This window comes from Oricola thermophila, assembly GCF_013358405.1.
Lineage (GTDB): Bacteria > Pseudomonadota > Alphaproteobacteria > Rhizobiales > Rhizobiaceae > Oricola > Oricola thermophila.
Genome location: NZ_CP054836.1, coordinates 2908147 through 2922445, shown reverse-complemented (window position 1 = coordinate 2922445; position 14299 = coordinate 2908147). Strand labels below are relative to the sequence as shown.

General features: G+C 65.4%; 17 protein-coding genes. 8 read left to right on the top strand and 9 right to left on the bottom strand.

Annotation, left to right across the window (positions count from 1 at the left end):
* Window positions 1-103 precede the first annotated feature (103 nt).
* Entirely contained in the window at window positions 104-754 is a 651-nt protein-coding gene (locus HTY61_RS14065) for a transglutaminase-like cysteine peptidase (RefSeq protein ID WP_175277390.1), read from the top strand.
* 512 nt (window positions 755-1266) lie between these two features.
* On the opposite strand, the gene mbfA is transcribed toward HTY61_RS14065, so the two are convergent.
* On the bottom strand, window positions 1267-2250 hold the full coding sequence (gene mbfA / locus HTY61_RS14060; protein ID WP_175277389.1) for an iron exporter MbfA: 984 nt from the start codon (window positions 2248-2250) through the stop codon (window positions 1267-1269).
* A gap of 122 nt (window positions 2251-2372) precedes the next feature.
* On the opposite strand from mbfA, the gene HTY61_RS14055 reads away from it, so the two are divergent.
* On the top strand, window positions 2373-2849 hold the full coding sequence (locus HTY61_RS14055; RefSeq protein ID WP_175277388.1) for a CYTH domain-containing protein: 477 nt from the start codon (window positions 2373-2375) through the stop codon (window positions 2847-2849).
* Window positions 2846-3754: a CHAD domain-containing protein gene (locus tag HTY61_RS14050; RefSeq protein WP_175277387.1), complete on the top strand. Its 909-nt coding sequence runs from the start codon at window positions 2846-2848 to the stop codon at window positions 3752-3754. Before HTY61_RS14055 ends, HTY61_RS14050 begins: the two co-directional genes overlap by 4 nt.
* A 42-nt stretch (window positions 3755-3796) precedes the next feature.
* Here the strand turns inward: HTY61_RS14050 and HTY61_RS14045 are convergent, their stop codons facing one another.
* Window positions 3797-4042 (bottom strand): hypothetical protein, encoded by a 246-nt coding sequence (locus tag HTY61_RS14045; RefSeq protein WP_175277386.1) that lies wholly within the window; start codon window positions 4040-4042, stop codon window positions 3797-3799.
* 227 nt (window positions 4043-4269) lie between these two features.
* On the opposite strand from HTY61_RS14045, the gene HTY61_RS14040 reads away from it, so the two are divergent.
* The 5 genes from HTY61_RS14040 to HTY61_RS14020 all read left to right on the top strand — a co-directional run bounded on the left by HTY61_RS14040 (window position 4270) and on the right by HTY61_RS14020 (window position 7371).
* Window positions 4270-4950: a 5-formyltetrahydrofolate cyclo-ligase gene (locus HTY61_RS14040; protein WP_428978264.1), complete on the top strand. Its 681-nt coding sequence runs from the start codon at window positions 4270-4272 to the stop codon at window positions 4948-4950.
* Window positions 4951-5003: 53 nt separating this feature from the next.
* The gene (locus tag HTY61_RS14035) at window positions 5004-6314 is read left to right on the top strand and encodes a SulP family inorganic anion transporter (protein ID WP_175277385.1); all 1311 of its coding nucleotides are present in this window, start codon (window positions 5004-5006) and stop codon (window positions 6312-6314) included.
* 234 nt (window positions 6315-6548) lie between these two features.
* Complete coding sequence (locus HTY61_RS14030; RefSeq protein WP_175277384.1) at window positions 6549-6755, top strand: cold-shock protein; 207 nt, start codon at window positions 6549-6551, stop codon at window positions 6753-6755.
* Window positions 6756-6874: 119 nt separating this feature from the next.
* Entirely contained in the window at window positions 6875-7135 is a 261-nt protein-coding gene (gene rpsU / locus HTY61_RS14025; protein ID WP_175277383.1) for a 30S ribosomal protein S21, read from the top strand.
* On the top strand, window positions 7135-7371 hold the full coding sequence (locus tag HTY61_RS14020) for a hypothetical protein (protein WP_175274854.1): 237 nt from the start codon (window positions 7135-7137) through the stop codon (window positions 7369-7371). The genes rpsU and HTY61_RS14020 overlap by 1 nt, the downstream gene beginning before the upstream one ends.
* An 80-nt stretch (window positions 7372-7451) precedes the next feature.
* On the opposite strand, the gene HTY61_RS14015 is transcribed toward HTY61_RS14020, so the two are convergent.
* From HTY61_RS14015 to HTY61_RS13985, 7 genes are all read right to left on the bottom strand, one after another.
* On the bottom strand, window positions 7452-7604 hold the full coding sequence (locus HTY61_RS14015) for an entericidin domain-containing protein (protein ID WP_175277382.1): 153 nt from the start codon (window positions 7602-7604) through the stop codon (window positions 7452-7454).
* Between the two features lie 72 nt (window positions 7605-7676).
* Window positions 7677-8885 (bottom strand): ABC transporter permease, encoded by a 1209-nt coding sequence (locus tag HTY61_RS14010; RefSeq protein WP_175277381.1) that lies wholly within the window; start codon window positions 8883-8885, stop codon window positions 7677-7679.
* Window positions 8875-9636 (bottom strand): ABC transporter ATP-binding protein, encoded by a 762-nt coding sequence (locus HTY61_RS14005; protein WP_281367559.1) that lies wholly within the window; start codon window positions 9634-9636, stop codon window positions 8875-8877. Before HTY61_RS14005 ends, HTY61_RS14010 begins: the two co-directional genes overlap by 11 nt.
* Window positions 9633-10907: an efflux RND transporter periplasmic adaptor subunit gene (locus HTY61_RS14000; protein ID WP_175277380.1), complete on the bottom strand. Its 1275-nt coding sequence runs from the start codon at window positions 10905-10907 to the stop codon at window positions 9633-9635. Before HTY61_RS14000 ends, HTY61_RS14005 begins: the two co-directional genes overlap by 4 nt.
* Before the next feature lie 119 nt (window positions 10908-11026).
* On the bottom strand, window positions 11027-12565 hold the full coding sequence (locus tag HTY61_RS13995; protein WP_175277379.1) for a DHA2 family efflux MFS transporter permease subunit: 1539 nt from the start codon (window positions 12563-12565) through the stop codon (window positions 11027-11029).
* Between the two features lie 90 nt (window positions 12566-12655).
* Window positions 12656-13792 carry an HlyD family secretion protein gene (locus tag HTY61_RS13990; RefSeq protein ID WP_175277378.1) on the bottom strand — a complete coding sequence of 379 codons (1137 nt, stop codon included), beginning with the start codon at window positions 13790-13792 and terminating at the stop codon, window positions 12656-12658.
* Complete coding sequence (locus HTY61_RS13985; RefSeq protein ID WP_246272810.1) at window positions 13789-14265, bottom strand: MarR family winged helix-turn-helix transcriptional regulator; 477 nt, start codon at window positions 14263-14265, stop codon at window positions 13789-13791. The genes HTY61_RS13990 and HTY61_RS13985 overlap by 4 nt, the downstream gene beginning before the upstream one ends.
* Window positions 14266-14299 lie beyond the last annotated feature (34 nt).

Genomic DNA, 14299 nt, shown 5'->3' with positions numbered 1-14299 from the left:
GGGCGTCCGAGAGGGCGCCCTTTTTCGTTCCCCGATTCGGCGGCCGCTCTCGCCGGTAACCATACTGTGAGGTTTGCCCGCAACGCCGTTGTGCTGTTCGCCGATGCCGGTTAACCTTTCGTTAACCTTGTGGGAGTGCGTAGTGGGGAGTTCCGGTGTGTTGAGAATCGTGTCGGCTTTTGCCATGGCCGCGGTGATGGCCTCGGTTTCGCCGATAAATGCCGGCGCCGCCGGAGCGATGCGCACGGGCGGGCTCACCTCGCAGCCGATTGGCCACTATGATTTCTGCCGGGTCTATCGCGACGAGTGCGATCGCATCGGGGGCTCAGCCGAGCCTCTTCGCCTCGATGCGGGGACCTGGAACACCATCCTGACCGTGAACGCCACGGTGAACATGGTGATCGAGCCGAAGAGCGACCTCGATATCTATGGCAAGGAAGAGGTCTGGACCTATCCCGATCGGGCGGGCGATTGCGAGGATTATGTCCTGCTCAAGCGCCAGCTTCTCATCAACGAGGGCATCTCGCCCTCCGCGCTGCTGATTACCGTGGTCCGCAAGCCGGACGGCGAGGGGCATGCCGTGCTGACCGTGCGCACGACGCGCGGCGATTTCGTTCTCGACAATCTGACTTCCAAGGTCATGCTGTGGAAGGATACGCCCTACACCTATCTGAAGCGCCAGTCCGAGCGCCATGCAGGCCACTGGGTGTCGATCGAGATGCCCGACCGGACGGTCGTTGGCTCGGTAGAATGACCGTCGGGGGCTGGCCGCCCCCGTTTCCGCATTTTCTTACACATGCTGATCGAGCAGGATCGGATTTCCGTCCGGGTCTGTGATCATGCAGCTGGCCGGTCCTTCCTGTGGCAGCACGGAACGGATGTGCCGGGTGGCTGCTGGTGACGAGGATGTTGCCGGGCTGCGAAACCGCCGTGATTGGCGGGCGAAGCGCCTTACGAAAAGGAAGTTTCGCCCTGTCGCCGTGCGCAGGCTGGTCCCGGTCCGCGCATGTAGTGCCGCTCCGGCCTGTAGTCAGGCCAGATGAATTTGCGGATGGTGCGCAGTCTGTGTTCGAGTGCCTTGATATAGACCATTCTCGTGTTTCCCGAGTAACGGAGGTTTCTTGCCTCTCGTCCCTATGGGTTCGGTTCTAACCGCAACTGTGTGAATCCTGCGTGAACGAAACCCGGCGGTTCGGGTTTTTGGTGGCATTCGGCGGTAGAAAATGTGCACCTGCGCGTGGACTTGGTTTGTTTCCGGTGACCGCGTCAGGCATTGCCGATCAGCATGCCGGCGGCGAATACCAGCGCGCCGCCAAGCACGACCTGGAAGATCGCCCGGTTCCACGGCGTTTCCATCCACCGTTTCTGTATCCAGGCAATCGCCCACAACTCGATGACGACGACGATCATGGCGATGATCGTCGCGGTCCAGAAATGCGGGATCAGGTAGGGCAGGGCGTGGCCGAGCCCCCCGAGCGTGGTCATGATGCCGGTTGCCAGCCCGCGCTTGATCGGCGAACCGCGCCCGGAAATGACGCCGTCATCCGATGCCACTTCGGTGAAGCCCATCGAGATGCCGGCACCGACCGAGGCGGCGAGACCGACGAGGAAGGTGGTCCAGGGATTCATTGTCGCGAAGGCCGTGGCGAAGATCGGCGCCAGTGTCGATACCGAGCCGTCCATCAGGCCGGCGAGGCCCGGCTGGACATAGGTGAGGATGAACTGGCGGCGTTCCGCGGAATCCTCGGCTTCGCGCACGTCGTCCGGAAGGTGCTTGGCCTCCAGCTCCTCGGCCTTCGCCTCGTGCCCGGCCTCGGCGAGCGCCAGTTCGCCGAGCAGCTTGCGCGTGTCCGCGTCCTCGCACTGCTGCGCCGCGCGCAGGTAGAATCGGTGTGCCTGCGCTTCCATCTCGGCGGCCTGGGCGCGCACCTTTTCGAGGCCCAGCGGGCGCACCAGCCAGTCCGGCTTGCGTTCGTAGTAGCCGCGCACATGCTCGCGCCGGATCAGCGGAATGCGGTCGCCGAATCGCTTCTTGTGCAGATCGATCAGCCGTGCCCGGTGCGTGCTCTCCTCCTCCGCCATTTCCTCGAAGACCTTGGCCGAGTTCGGATAGGAGTCGCGCAAACCGTCGGCATAGGCGAGATAGATGCGCGCGTCATCCTCCTCGGAGGATATGGCAAGCGCGAGAATCTCCTGCTCGCTCAAGGATTTGAAATCGCGTCGGGCGGAGGAAAAGAAACGTTGGATCATGACCGGGAAATACCACTTTAGAACTGTTCTAAATCTAGCGATTGCCGGTTCGGCGTCAAGGGACGGAAGGTCGCGGAGAAACTTTTTGCGTTCCAACCCCGAATTGGCGAAGAATGCGGTCCATGGCCCTTGAGATCGAGCGGAAATACCTTGTTGATGGCGAAAGTTGGCGCGAAGCCGGCGGAGGTTCGCATCACATACTCCAGGCCTATCTCGCGCTCGACGGCTCCACCTCGGTGCGCGTGCGCATATCCGACGGTCGACGCGCACGCCTGACGGTGAAGATCGGCCGTTCGGGTCTCGTGCGCGACGAGTTCGAGTATCCCGTTCCGCTGGAAGATGCCGAGCGCATGATCGAAGCGGCGCAGGGCAGGCTGATCGAGAAGGTCCGGCATGTCATTCCATCGGGCGGTTTCGTCTGGGAGGTCGATGTCTATGAGGGCGCTCTTTCCGGCCTGGTGATCGCCGAGGTCGAGATGCGGTCCGAGAACGATACGCCGGTTCTGCCGGAATGGATCGGCCGCGAGGTGACCGGCGAAGCCGCATGGTCGAACGCCATGCTTGCCATTCACGGATTGCCCGAGGGCGCGCTTCCATGAGCTATGAGATCAGGCCGGGCCGGCCGCTGTCCGGCGAGGTCGTTCGCATCGCCAGGGCGCAATACGGCAAGGCCATCGACGTTCTCGGCAAGGGGAAGAACGATCGCTACCGGGCGATCCACGATGCCCGCAAGCGGTTCAAGCGCCTGCGCGGCCTGTTTCGCCTCGTGCGCGACGGTCAGCGGGATCTCTTCGACGCCGAGAATGCCCGGCTGCGCGCCATCGCCGGAAGCCTTTCTGCGGCGCGCGACGCCACCGCGCTGGTCGAGGCGATGGACAGGCTGCTGGAGTCAGAATCCTCGGAGGAGAGCCGCGAGGCGCTGCTTGCCGTGCGCGGCCGTCTCGCGGAGCGGCGCGATCGCATTGTTGCCGAGGAGGTCGACCTTTCCGGCAAGGTCGCCGCGGCCATTGTCGAGTGCATGAAGGGAATGGATGCGCTCGACGGCATCGATCTGCCGAAGGGGCGCGGCAAGGCGATCGCGTTGCTCGCTGCCGGTGCGGCGAAGAACTATGCGCGCGCGATTCGTGCCTTCGAAACCGCGCGCAAGAGCGGGAACCAGGCCGACTGGCACGACATGCGCAAGCGCATCAAGTATCACGGGATGCATGTCCTGCTGTTGCGCCCGGCCTGGCCGGGCGAGATGGCCATTCGCGCCAAGGTCGCCGATCGTGCGGGCGAGGCGCTCGGCGACGACCATGACCTCGCCAATCTCTGCCTGCTCATGGCCGCCGAACCGGAGGTCGTTGGCGGCGCCACCGAGACCCGGCTGCTCCGCGCGGCGATTGCCGAGCGGTCCCGGCGGCTGCACGAACAGGTGCGCATGATCGTGAAGGACCTGCTGCGCGACGAACCGAAGCTGTTCGAGCGCCGCATCGCCATGCTCTGCCGGGACGCGGACCGCTGACACCGCGTTGCGGCCGCGCGACGCACGCCATCCCGCCACTGGCTAGCGCGGGGCACGGTCATCCTCTTCCTCCTCGCCGGCGATGAGCACGGCGTAAATGCTTGCCGCCGGGCTGCCGGGAGGTAGGTGGCGCAGTGGCGTCGTCTCGTCGTCGCCGGTCGACCATGCCACCGCCTGTTTGAGATCGTTGATGTCGCCGCCGGCCGCCTGGATCGCGGCGACTTTCCAGTCGGGCATGTCGCCGCAGATGCGCCGGATATCGGCCGAACTGATTGCTGGCTTGGTCATCTGCCTCTCCATGTTGCCGTTCGAGACAATCCCGTCGGGCTTCCTCGCGCATTGATGCGCATCAAGGTCCCGCCGGACCCCGGGAGGGTCTTCCATGAAACCGTCTTCGTGCGGCAAAGTAATGACCGGCGCGCTGGAGCATCGCCAATGCTCGGCGTCGCAACCGGGCGTACGGGAGCAGGCGGCGTCTGCCATGCTGTGGCCGGTTTCGGAGAGGAGGATAGGCGATGACAGGCAGGGGGGACGGCAGGGACATGGGCGTACCCGCCTCGTCGCCCTGCTTTGCGGAGGAGCTCGTGCAGGCTCCGGACGGATCCTTTCATCTCGTCGACGCCCGGCAGCGGCGCGACGTGATGCGCTGGCGCAAGGCCGAGCGCGAAAGGCTGATCGCTGCACGGCTGGCCGTCGGCGCCGCGGAGCGCGCGGCCTGGGCGGCAGAGATTGCCGGCCATGTGGCGGAATTGCGGGATGTCTCCGGCCGGATCGTCAGCCTCTACTGGCCGATTCGCGGCGAGCCGGACCTGCGGCCGCTTGCCGAAACCGTGTTGCGGCGGGGCGGTACCAGCGCCCTGCCGGTGGTGGAGGCGAAGGGGCAGCCCCTGGTCTTCCGCCCGTGGCGACCCGGCGACGACCTGGAGCGCGGCGTCTGGAACATTCCCGTCCCGGCACGCGGTGCGCCGGTCGTCCCCGACATTGTCCTGGCGCCGGTCGTCGGCTTCGACGGCGAGGGCTATCGTCTGGGCTATGGCGGCGGCTTCTTCGACCGCACGCTCGCCACGATGGAGAAAAGGCCCGTCGTGATCGGTGTCGGTTACGAACTGGCGCGCATTCCCACGATCTTTCCACAGCCCCATGATGTGCCCATGGATGCCATAGTGACGCAGGCAGGCACGGTGGTGGGCGCTTGACCGCGACAGGGTGATGGCGCAAGTAGGAGGTCCTCTTATCATCCTGCCGTGCCATGCAACCGAACACACCCTCCAAGCCGGCCCGCGGGCCGTTGTTCCAGCCGAAGATCCTGACCACGCTCAGGGACTACGACACGCACACATTTCTCGGCGATCTGTTCGCCGGGCTGACAGTCGCGCTGGTCGCCTTGCCGCTTTCGATAGCCATTGCCATCGCCTCGGGGGCGGAACCGGGCGTAGGCCTCGTCACCGCCGTGGTCGGCGGCTTCGTGATTTCGGCGCTCGGCGGCAGCCGGGTCCAGATCGGCGGTCCCACGGGGGCCTTCATCGTCGTCGTCTACGGGGTCATCGCCGAGCACGGCTATGACGGTCTCGTCACGGCCACCTTCATGGCGGGGATCATCCTCGTCGTTTCCGGCTGGCTGAGAATCGGCAACCTGATCCGCCATGTTCCCGAGCCTGTCATCAACGGCTTCACTGTCGGTATCGCGATCATCATCGCCGTCAGCCAGTTTCGCGATGCGTTCGGCCTGCAGGCCGAGAACCTTCCGGCGGAATTCGTCGCCAAGATGGAAGGCATGTGGGCGGTACGCGAGACCTTCAGCCTGACGGCGCTCATGGTTACGGTCGGCACCGGCATACTGATCGTGCTCCTGCGCCGGCTCGCGCCGCGTCTGCCGGGCATCATATTTGCCGTGATCCTGGCCTCTCTTGCCGTCTGGGCGTTCGGCCTGCCGGTCGAGACCATCGGTTCGCGCTACGGCGAGATCCAGTCGTCCCTGCCCGCGCCGCGGCTGCCCGACCTGTCGCCCGAGAAGCTGGTGGAACTGTTCCCCTCGGCCTTCATCATCGCCTTCCTTGCCGGCATCGAGTCCCTGCTCTCCGCCATCGTTGCCGACCGCATGGTGGCCGGCAAGCACCGCCCCAATGCCGAGGTGGTTGCCCAGGGCATTGCCAATACCGCTTCGGCGCTGTTTGCCGGCCTGCCCGCCACCGGCGCCATCGCCCGCACCGCGACCAATGTGCGTGCCGGTGGCCGGACGCCGGTGGCCGGAATCGCCCACGCGCTGTTCATCCTGGTATTCATGCTGGTTGCCGCCCCGCTGGCGAACTATCTGCCGATGCCGGCCCTTGCCGCCATTCTTCTGCTGACGGCCTGGAACATGGCCGAGATGGACGAGCTGAAGAACCGTCTGTCGCCATCGGTGCGGATTTCCGACCGCGGCCTACTGGTTCTCACCATGGTTCTCACCGTGCTGGTCGATCTTACCGTCGCGATCGGGGTGGGGGTCGCCATCGGCCTTGCCCTGCGGATTCGCCGCCGCGACATCGATCCGCCGGAGTGGCACGCTCCGCACCACTAGGTGCCGTCTTGCGCGCCTCTGGCCGTGGTCTTCGCCTTGCTCCGGGCAGGGCGGGTGACGGCATGCCTTGTATTGGCCGTGTTTAGGGCCTATACGGGGTCATCGTGTTTTGGCCAGGCTTGGCTTTCGCGGCGTCAATCGCTTTCGACCCGCCAATTTCTTTCCAGATTATCGATGTTTGGATCGTGTCCGCAGTTTGCGGCGCGGCATATGCTTTCAGGAAACATACATATTATGCAGACAGGTACTGTTAAATTCTACAATGGCCAGAAGGGCTTTGGATTCATCCAGCCGGAAGATGGCAGCAAGGATGTCTTCGTCCATATCAGCGCGCTCGATCGCGCCGGCCTTGGCGGTCTCGTCGAAGGCCAGAAGGTGACCTTCGATCTCGAAACTGGCCGCGATGGCCGCGCTTCCGCTGCCAATCTGCAGACGGTCTGATCTGGCCGCACGCGTCCGGGCCCGGACGCGTTGGCGACCGGACGGCGAGCGACATCGCACCCGCCGCCTGGCGGGAGAACCGATCCGGTCAACTCGAACGTAGTGAATGAGGAGTTTCGATGCAGGTTATCGTCAGAGACAACAATATCGACCAGGCGCTTCGCGTCCTGAAAAAGAAGATGCAGCGCGAAGGCCTCTTTCGCGAGATGAAGGCACGCCGGTCCTATGAGAAGCCGTCGGAAAGGCGCACCCGCGAGAAGCAGGAAGCCGTTCGCCGCAGCCGCAAGGCCGCGCGCAAGCAGGCGCAACGCGAGGGATTGCTCCCCGGCCCTAAGCGCAAGCCGCGTCCTGTGAACGCCGCGAGGCCGGGGACCCGGTAATGGCCCGGAACGGCATTCCCCTGTTCAAGCCGACGCGCGCGGAGTCGAAACAGTCCGCGACGGACTACACCGCCCGCGCCATGATCGACGCCGAAGCCAAGGCCCGCCGCAAGAAGACCGAGCGTTTGCGCAAGCTGCGTCTCGAGGCCTCGTCGGCAGGTGAAGGCGAGGCGACGAAAACCCCGTCGCCGAAACGGCCCCCCGCCGGCGGGCGGAGCCGCGCGAAGAAATCCTGACCGGTTCTGCCATCGCCTGCCCGGATGCCCCGCAATTGCCGGGGCGCGCGGGCGGGCCTGATGTCGTCTCGCGCCCGTGACTAGCGGGCGGCGTGGATGATGTTGCGCCCGGCCGATTGCGTGGCTTCCACGGCATTTGCCGTGTCTTCGCCGATGCCGCGGATGGTGTTGGCGCAGCCGCTGGCCGAAAGAAACGCGGCGAGGATGAGCATGGTTTTTGCCGCCTGTGCCATGGATGACCCCTTCTTCTCGATTCGTCGCCGCCGGTAGATCGCACGATACGGGCAAAAATTCGGCGGTGTTGTTCACTCGTGGCGAAGTGCCTCGATCGGATCGAGCCGTGCTGCGCGCCGCGCCGGGAAATAGCCGAACACGATGCCGATGAAGGCCGAGAACAGGAAGGCGATTGCCGTGACTGTCCAGTCCGGCGAGAACGGCACCTTCATGTAGGCCGATCCGGCATAGCCCAGCGCAAGGCCCAGCGCGATCCCGATCAGGCCGCCGAACAGCGACAGCACGATTGCCTCGACAAGGAACTGCATCAGCACCTGGCCTTCCGTCGCGCCGATGGCCAGCCGGATCCCGATTTCGCGCGTGCGTTCGGTCACCGACACCAGCATGATGTTCATGATCCCGATGCCGCCGACCAGCAGGCTGATCGCCGCGACGGCCGACAGCAATCCGGTCATCACCCCTGTGATGCTGGTCAGCATGGAGGTGATCTCCTTCGTGTCCATGACCGAGAAATCGTCCTCCTCGCCGAGCGCGATGCGCCTTCTTTCGCGCAGCAGCGCCTCGATGGTGGCCTGCGCCCGTTCCGTTGAATAGCCCGGCTGCACGGCCACATACATGGATGAAACGTCCTGGTGGCCGGCGATCCGCCGCATGAAGGCGCGGACGGGGATCAGCACCACGTCGTCCTGGTCCTGGCCGAAACTGGATGCGCCTTTTGCTTCCAGGAGGCCGATCACCCGGCACGATATCTGTCCCATGCGTACGGTCGATCCGACCGGGTCCCCGGCACCGAAAAGCTCCTGGCGCACCGTTTCGCCGAGAATGCAGGCGGCCGAGCCTGCGCGCAGTTCGCTGTCGTAGAATTCGCGCCCCAGCGCCAGGTTCCAGTCGCGCGCGACCAGGAAGTCGTTGTCGGTTCCGGTGACGGTGGCCGGATGGTTCTCGTTGCCGTGGACGACCGTCAGGGACGAGCTGTTGACCGGCGCGACGGCCAGCACGCGGGGTACCTGTTCGCGGATTGCGTCGACATCCTGCAGCGAGAAGCGCGGTGCGCTGCCGCCGGAGCTGCTCGGTCCCATGCCGGTGCCCGGCCGGATGATCAGCAGGTTGGTGCCCAGCTTGGACACATCGGCCTCGATTTGCACGGTTGAGCCCTGGCCGATCGTGACCATGGTGATCACGGCGGCCACGCCGATGATGACACCGAGGATCGTCAGGAAGGAGCGCATCGCGTTGCGCAGGATTGCTTGCAGCGCCTGGCGCACGGTTTCAGCGAACATTGGCGGTCTCCCGGTCCGGTACCCGTCGCGCGCCGTTGGTGCCGTCCCTTTCGATCAGTCCGTCCTTGAAGTGGATGATCCGCTTTGCGTACTCGGCCATGTCGGGTTCGTGCGTCACCATGATGATGGTAAGCCCTTCCTCCTCGTTCAGCCGCGAGATCAGATCCATGATTTCCATCGAGCGCGCGGTGTCGAGATTGCCCGTCGGCTCGTCGGCCAGCAGAACGTCCGGCTTGGTGACGATGGCGCGAGCGATCGCAACGCGTTGCTGTTCGCCGCCGGATAGCTGCGACGGATCCTTGTCGAGCCGGTGGCCTAGTCCGACCCGCTGCAGCATCTCTGCCGCGCGCTTCCGCCGTTCCGCGCCGGTGACGCCCTTGTAGATCAGCGGCAGTTCGACATTCTCCAGCGCGGTCGTGCGCGGCAGCAGGTTGTAGCCCTGGAAGACGAAGCCCAGGTATTCGCGCCTGAGGATCGCCCTTTGGTAACGGTCGAACCCTCCCACATCCGTGCCCGAGAACCGGTAGGTTCCCGCCGTCGGCGTGTCGAGCGCGCCGAGTATGTTCATTGCCGTCGATTTTCCGGAGCCGCTCGGCCCCATGATGGCGACGAACTCGCCTTCCTCGATGTCGAGGTCGATCCCGCGAAGCGCCCGCACGATGGCCTCGCCTTCGCCATAGGTCCGGGTGACGCCGCGCAGCGAGATCACCGCCGGCTTGCGGTCGCCCTGCTTGCCGGGGGCGCTGGTCATGTTCCGGTTTCCATGTCGGTGATCACGGCGTCGCCTTCGGCAAGGTCGCCCTCGACGACCTGCGTGCGCGAACCGTCGGTGGCGCCGGTCCGGATCCTGACTTCGGCCGGCTGGCCGTCCCGCAGTATCCAGATCGAGCGCATGCCGTCCGTGTCTGCCGCGCCGGTTGCCCCGCTGTCGCGTCCCGGCGGGTTCGGTAACAGCATCCCGAGCAGTCCGCCCCCCGAGGACCCGGCGGCGTCCTCCACGGGCGGCGAGAAGCGCAGCGCCGCGTTCGGGATCGTGAGCACGTCCTTGAGTTCAGCCACGGTGATGTCCGCCGTTGCCGTCATGCCCGGCCGCAGCAGCATGTCCTCGTTGCCGACGTCGAGGATCGCCTTGTAGGTGACGACGCCCTCGATTGTTTCCGGCGCGTAGCGCAACTGGCTGATTTCTGCCGAGAAGGTCTGTCCCTGGTAGGCCTCCACGGTGAATGTCGCCTTGTTGCCGACGGAGACCTTGCCGATATCGGCCTCGTCGATGTCGACGGTCAGGTCCATGCGCGTCAGGTCCTCGGCCAGCGTGAACAGCACTGGAGCGGACAGCGAGGCGGCCACGATCTGACCGACTTCGACGGCGCGGTCGAGAACGATGCCGTCGATGGGCGAGCAGATGCAGGCCTTTTCCAGGTCCGTCTGCACCAGCTTCAGATTGGCCTCCGCGACCTTGATGTTGGCCTTTGCCGTGTCGAGTGCGGCCTGCGCCCGCTCGTAGGCCGCCCTGGCCGCAAGAAGCGTCTCCTGCGAGGATATCCCTTGTGCGGACAGGCTTGCCGCGCGGTCGTAGGCATCCTTCTTCTCCCGAAGCGTTGCTTCGGCCTCGATCACGCTGGCCTCGCGCGCGGTCAGCGTGGCGCGGGCCTGTTCCACATTCGCTTCCAGCTTGTCGGTGTCGAGTTCCGCCAGGACGTCGCCTTCCTCGACCAGGTCGTTGTAGTCGGCGTGTACCTTGCGGATCGTGCCCGACAGCTCGCTGGATATCTCGACGGTGTTGACCGGCTCTATCGTGCCCGTGGCCGTCACCGTGACGATGATGTCCTCCATCGTGGCCGGCAGGGTCGTGTAACGCACCGCACCCGTTTCGTTGCCGGCCGCCAGCCAGAACCACGCGCCCGCGGCAATGACGGCTACCGCGATCGCCACCATCCAGCTTCGCGTCCTGCCGCTTCCCTTGCGGCGTGCGATTGCTTCGATATCGGTTTTCTCGGGCATGGGATACTGATCCTTCGGCATGAATGGTCAATTCCATCCCTATGCGCCAATGCGCCGGCGCGCCTTGACTCCCGTCAAGGCGAGGGTGCGCGAAGTCGCGCCCATAGGCAAGTCGGCGCACGATCGCGCGGCGTGCCCGGTTACTCCGCTTGCGCGGCCGCGTGCGCGCCGGCCATGGCGGGCGCGGGCTTGCGCAGCAGCAGCGCCAGCGGCATCGCCGCCAGCGTGATCACCATCATCAGCTTGAAGTCGTCGATATAGGAGATCATCAGCGCCTGCGCGGCGACCAGCTGCTCCATGATGGACAGAGCGACCGGGTCCCCCGCCTGCGCTGCGGGCGAAACCGTGCCGAGCACCGGGTTGAATGGCGAGATCGCGGCCGAAAGGTCGTTGTGATTGACCTGCATGTTGTGCGTCAGCATGACCGTGACGATGGAGATGCCGATCGACGAGCCGATGTTGCGGACGAGGCTGAAAAGGCTGGCCGCATCGGTGCGGAAATGCGGTGGCAGCGTCGCGAAGGCCACGGTCGACAACGGTACGAAGACGAGGCCGAGGCCAAGCCCCTGGATGATGCCGGAGACGATGATGGGACGGTCGTCCATCTGCGGCGAGAAGCCGGTCATCATGTGCAGCGACACTGCGGTGAGGCCCAGTCCGGCCACCACCAGCAGGCGGGCGTCCACGACGCGCACCAGCCGGCCGACCAGGATCATGGAAATCATCGTGCCGACGCCGCGCGGCGCCATCACCAGCCCGGTCAGGATGGTCGAGTGATTGAACAGGTTTGACAGCATCGGCGGCAGCAATGCGAGGCTGGCCAGCAGGATGATGCCGACGACGAAGATGAAGACCAGCCCGGTCACGAAATTGCGGTCCCGGAAGATCGCCGCGTCGATGAAAGTGTCCTCTCCGGTCAGCAGATGGATGGTGAATACCCAGAAACCGGTCAGGCTGAGGCCGAGTTCGATCCAGATTTCCACGGCGGAGAACCAGTCCACTTCCGCGCCGCGATCAAGCATCATCTGCAACGCGCCGACGCCGAGCGAAAGCATGGCGAAGCCGAAGAAGTCGAAGCCCCGCAACCGCCTTGCGATCCGCGGCAGGTATGCGGCGGAACCGAGGAAGGCGATGATGCCGACCGGCAGGTTGATGAAGAACACCCAGCGCCAGTTGAGCGACTCCGTCAGCCAGCCGCCGAGCGTGGGCCCGATGATCGGCCCGACCATGATGCCGGCGCCCCACATGGCCATTGCCTGGCCGTGCCGCTCCTTGGGGTTGATATCGAGCAGGAATGTCTGCGACAGCGGCACGATCGCCGCACCAAACAGGCCCTGGAAGATGCGGAAGACCACCATGCTCTCCAGGCTCCAGGAGAGCCCGCACAGCATCGAGGTGACGGTGAAGCCGACGATGGATGCCAGGAACAGCTCGCGCCGCCCGAACCGGTCGGACAGCCATCCGGTGACCGGCGTCATGATCGCGGCGGCCACGATGTAGGATGTCAGCACCCAGGTGATCGTGTCGATCGAGGCGCCGAGATCGCCGGTCATTGTCGGCAGTGCGACATTGGCGATCGTCGTGTCGAGCACCTGCATGATGGTCGCCAGCATGATCGACAGGGTGATCAGGCCGCGGTGCGGAACGTCCCGCTGTGTCGTTTCGGTCGGGTGGGTCATCGTCGTGCCAGTGGGGTTTTCCGGCCCGCCCGCTTTCCGTGAGGGGGTGGGCGGGGAAAGCGGGCGAACCGGAAAGGGTGTCGGGCCGGCCTACTCGGCGGCCTTCGCTGTTGTCATGCCGGGGAGGGCCGGCAGGCCGCGGGCCACCCCGGTGTCGACCTCCACGGACGCGCTCATGCCGGTGCGCAGTGCCGCGGCGAAGGCGGCGTCCTCGATCCGCAGGCGCACCGGGATGCGCTGCGTGACCTTGACCCAGTTGCCGGTCGCGTTCTGCGCGGGGATCAGCGAGAACTCCGCGCCGGTGCCGGCGCCGATGCTTTCCACCGTGGCCCTGACCGGCCGACCGGGGAAGGTGTCGAAGCGGATCTCGGCTTCCTGTCCCGGCTTCATGTTGGTCAGCTGCGTTTCCTTGAAATTGGCCTCCACCCAGCTTTCGCCGTTCTCGACCAGCGAGAACAACGGCGTCCCGGCGGCCACCAGCTGGCCGACCTGGAAGGATGCGGCCTGCGTGACCACGCCGTCGGCGGGCGCGGTGACGGTCGTGTGCTCGAGGTCGAGCGCGGCCTTGTCGCGCGCGGCCAGCGCCGCCCTGACCGCCGGGTGCGCATCGGTCTCGATGTCCGGATCGCCGCCGAGCGCGGCGAGCGCGCCGCTCACCGCCTCTTCCGCTGCTGCGAGCTGGTCGCGCGCTCGCGTCAGGTTTCGCGTCGTCTCGTCGAGTTCCGCCTTGGTCGCGATGCCCTTCGTCGCCAGCGTGTTCCGGCGATCGAGTTCGCTCTCGTAATAGGCGACGTCATTGGCCGCGGCCCGCCGCTGGGCGACGGCCTGGCTGTAGGCGGCGCGAAGCTGCCCGACATTGATCCGCGCCGCGGCAAGCGCCGCTTCCGCCTGGTCGAGCGCGATGCGGTAGGGTTCCGGATCGATGACGAACAGCACGTCGCCCTTTCTCACCTGGCCGTTCTCGCTGACATGGCTTTCCACCACCCGCCCGGAGGCTTCCGCCGCGATGGTCACCTTGGCCTGTTGCAGGTAGGCGTTTTCGGTTTCCTGGTAGCGTCCGCCCGTTGCCCAGGCGTAGGCGCCGCCGGCGACGAGCGCGAGCGGCAGCGCCAGCATCAGCACCTTGCGCAGCGACCCGCGCTTCTTTCGCTCGGCTTCCTCCTGCCTGTCCCATGCGTTGCCGGAGGGGGTGGCCGTTTTCTCGTCGGTTTCCGTGATCGCGTTCATGATCCGCTGTCCGTGTCCTTCTTCATCCTGTTGCAGACCGTCTCGTCGTCCGACAGGTTGTCGCAAATCGTCTGCAGGCCCGCGATGAGCGCGGTACGCTGCTCTTCCGTCATTCCGGCGAATGCCTGGTCGTAGACATCCGCCGCCATGGTTCTCACCTCGTCGAACACGGCGCGCGCCTTTGCTGTCGGTTGGAGCAGCCTTACGCGCCGGTCGGCCGGGTCGGGGTGTCGTTCCACCCAGCCGGCTTCCTCCATCCGGTCGATCAGCCGCGAGACACTGATCGGCTCGATCTCGAGCAGCTCGGCCAGCCGCGCCTGTGCCGAGATATTCCCCTTGATGAGGAACACCAGCACCCGCCACTGCGCCGACGAAAGCCCGTACTCGGCGCCGCGCGCCTCGAAGCGCTTGCGCAGCTGGCGGGCGGCATTGTGCAGCAGGAAGCCCAGGCTGTTGCGGAGGTCGTCATTCATGAGCGCCATATATTATAAGCATGCTTATCTATCA

Coding starts and splice junctions, on each gene's coding strand:
- HTY61_RS14065 (WP_175277390.1), top strand. CDS start 104: ATGCCGGTTAACCTTTCGTTAACCTTGTGGGAGTGCGTAGTGGGGAGT.
- mbfA (WP_175277389.1), bottom strand. CDS start 2,250: ATGATCCAACGTTTCTTTTCCTCCGCCCGACGCGATTTCAAATCCTTG.
- HTY61_RS14055 (WP_175277388.1), top strand. CDS start 2,373: ATGGCCCTTGAGATCGAGCGGAAATACCTTGTTGATGGCGAAAGTTGG.
- HTY61_RS14050 (WP_175277387.1), top strand. CDS start 2,846: ATGAGCTATGAGATCAGGCCGGGCCGGCCGCTGTCCGGCGAGGTCGTT.
- HTY61_RS14045 (WP_175277386.1), bottom strand. CDS start 4,042: ATGACCAAGCCAGCAATCAGTTCGGCCGATATCCGGCGCATCTGCGGC.
- HTY61_RS14040 (WP_428978264.1), top strand. CDS start 4,270: ATGACAGGCAGGGGGGACGGCAGGGACATGGGCGTACCCGCCTCGTCG.
- HTY61_RS14035 (WP_175277385.1), top strand. CDS start 5,004: ATGCAACCGAACACACCCTCCAAGCCGGCCCGCGGGCCGTTGTTCCAG.
- HTY61_RS14030 (WP_175277384.1), top strand. CDS start 6,549: ATGCAGACAGGTACTGTTAAATTCTACAATGGCCAGAAGGGCTTTGGA.
- rpsU (WP_175277383.1), top strand. CDS start 6,875: ATGCAGGTTATCGTCAGAGACAACAATATCGACCAGGCGCTTCGCGTC.
- HTY61_RS14020 (WP_175274854.1), top strand. CDS start 7,135: ATGGCCCGGAACGGCATTCCCCTGTTCAAGCCGACGCGCGCGGAGTCG.
- HTY61_RS14015 (WP_175277382.1), bottom strand. CDS start 7,604: ATGGCACAGGCGGCAAAAACCATGCTCATCCTCGCCGCGTTTCTTTCG.
- HTY61_RS14010 (WP_175277381.1), bottom strand. CDS start 8,885: ATGTTCGCTGAAACCGTGCGCCAGGCGCTGCAAGCAATCCTGCGCAAC.
- HTY61_RS14005 (WP_281367559.1), bottom strand. CDS start 9,636: ATGACCAGCGCCCCCGGCAAGCAGGGCGACCGCAAGCCGGCGGTGATC.
- HTY61_RS14000 (WP_175277380.1), bottom strand. CDS start 10,907: ATGCCGAAGGATCAGTATCCCATGCCCGAGAAAACCGATATCGAAGCA.
- HTY61_RS13995 (WP_175277379.1), bottom strand. CDS start 12,565: ATGACCCACCCGACCGAAACGACACAGCGGGACGTTCCGCACCGCGGC.
- HTY61_RS13990 (WP_175277378.1), bottom strand. CDS start 13,792: ATGAACGCGATCACGGAAACCGACGAGAAAACGGCCACCCCCTCCGGC.
- HTY61_RS13985 (WP_246272810.1), bottom strand. CDS start 14,265: ATGAATGACGACCTCCGCAACAGCCTGGGCTTCCTGCTGCACAATGCC.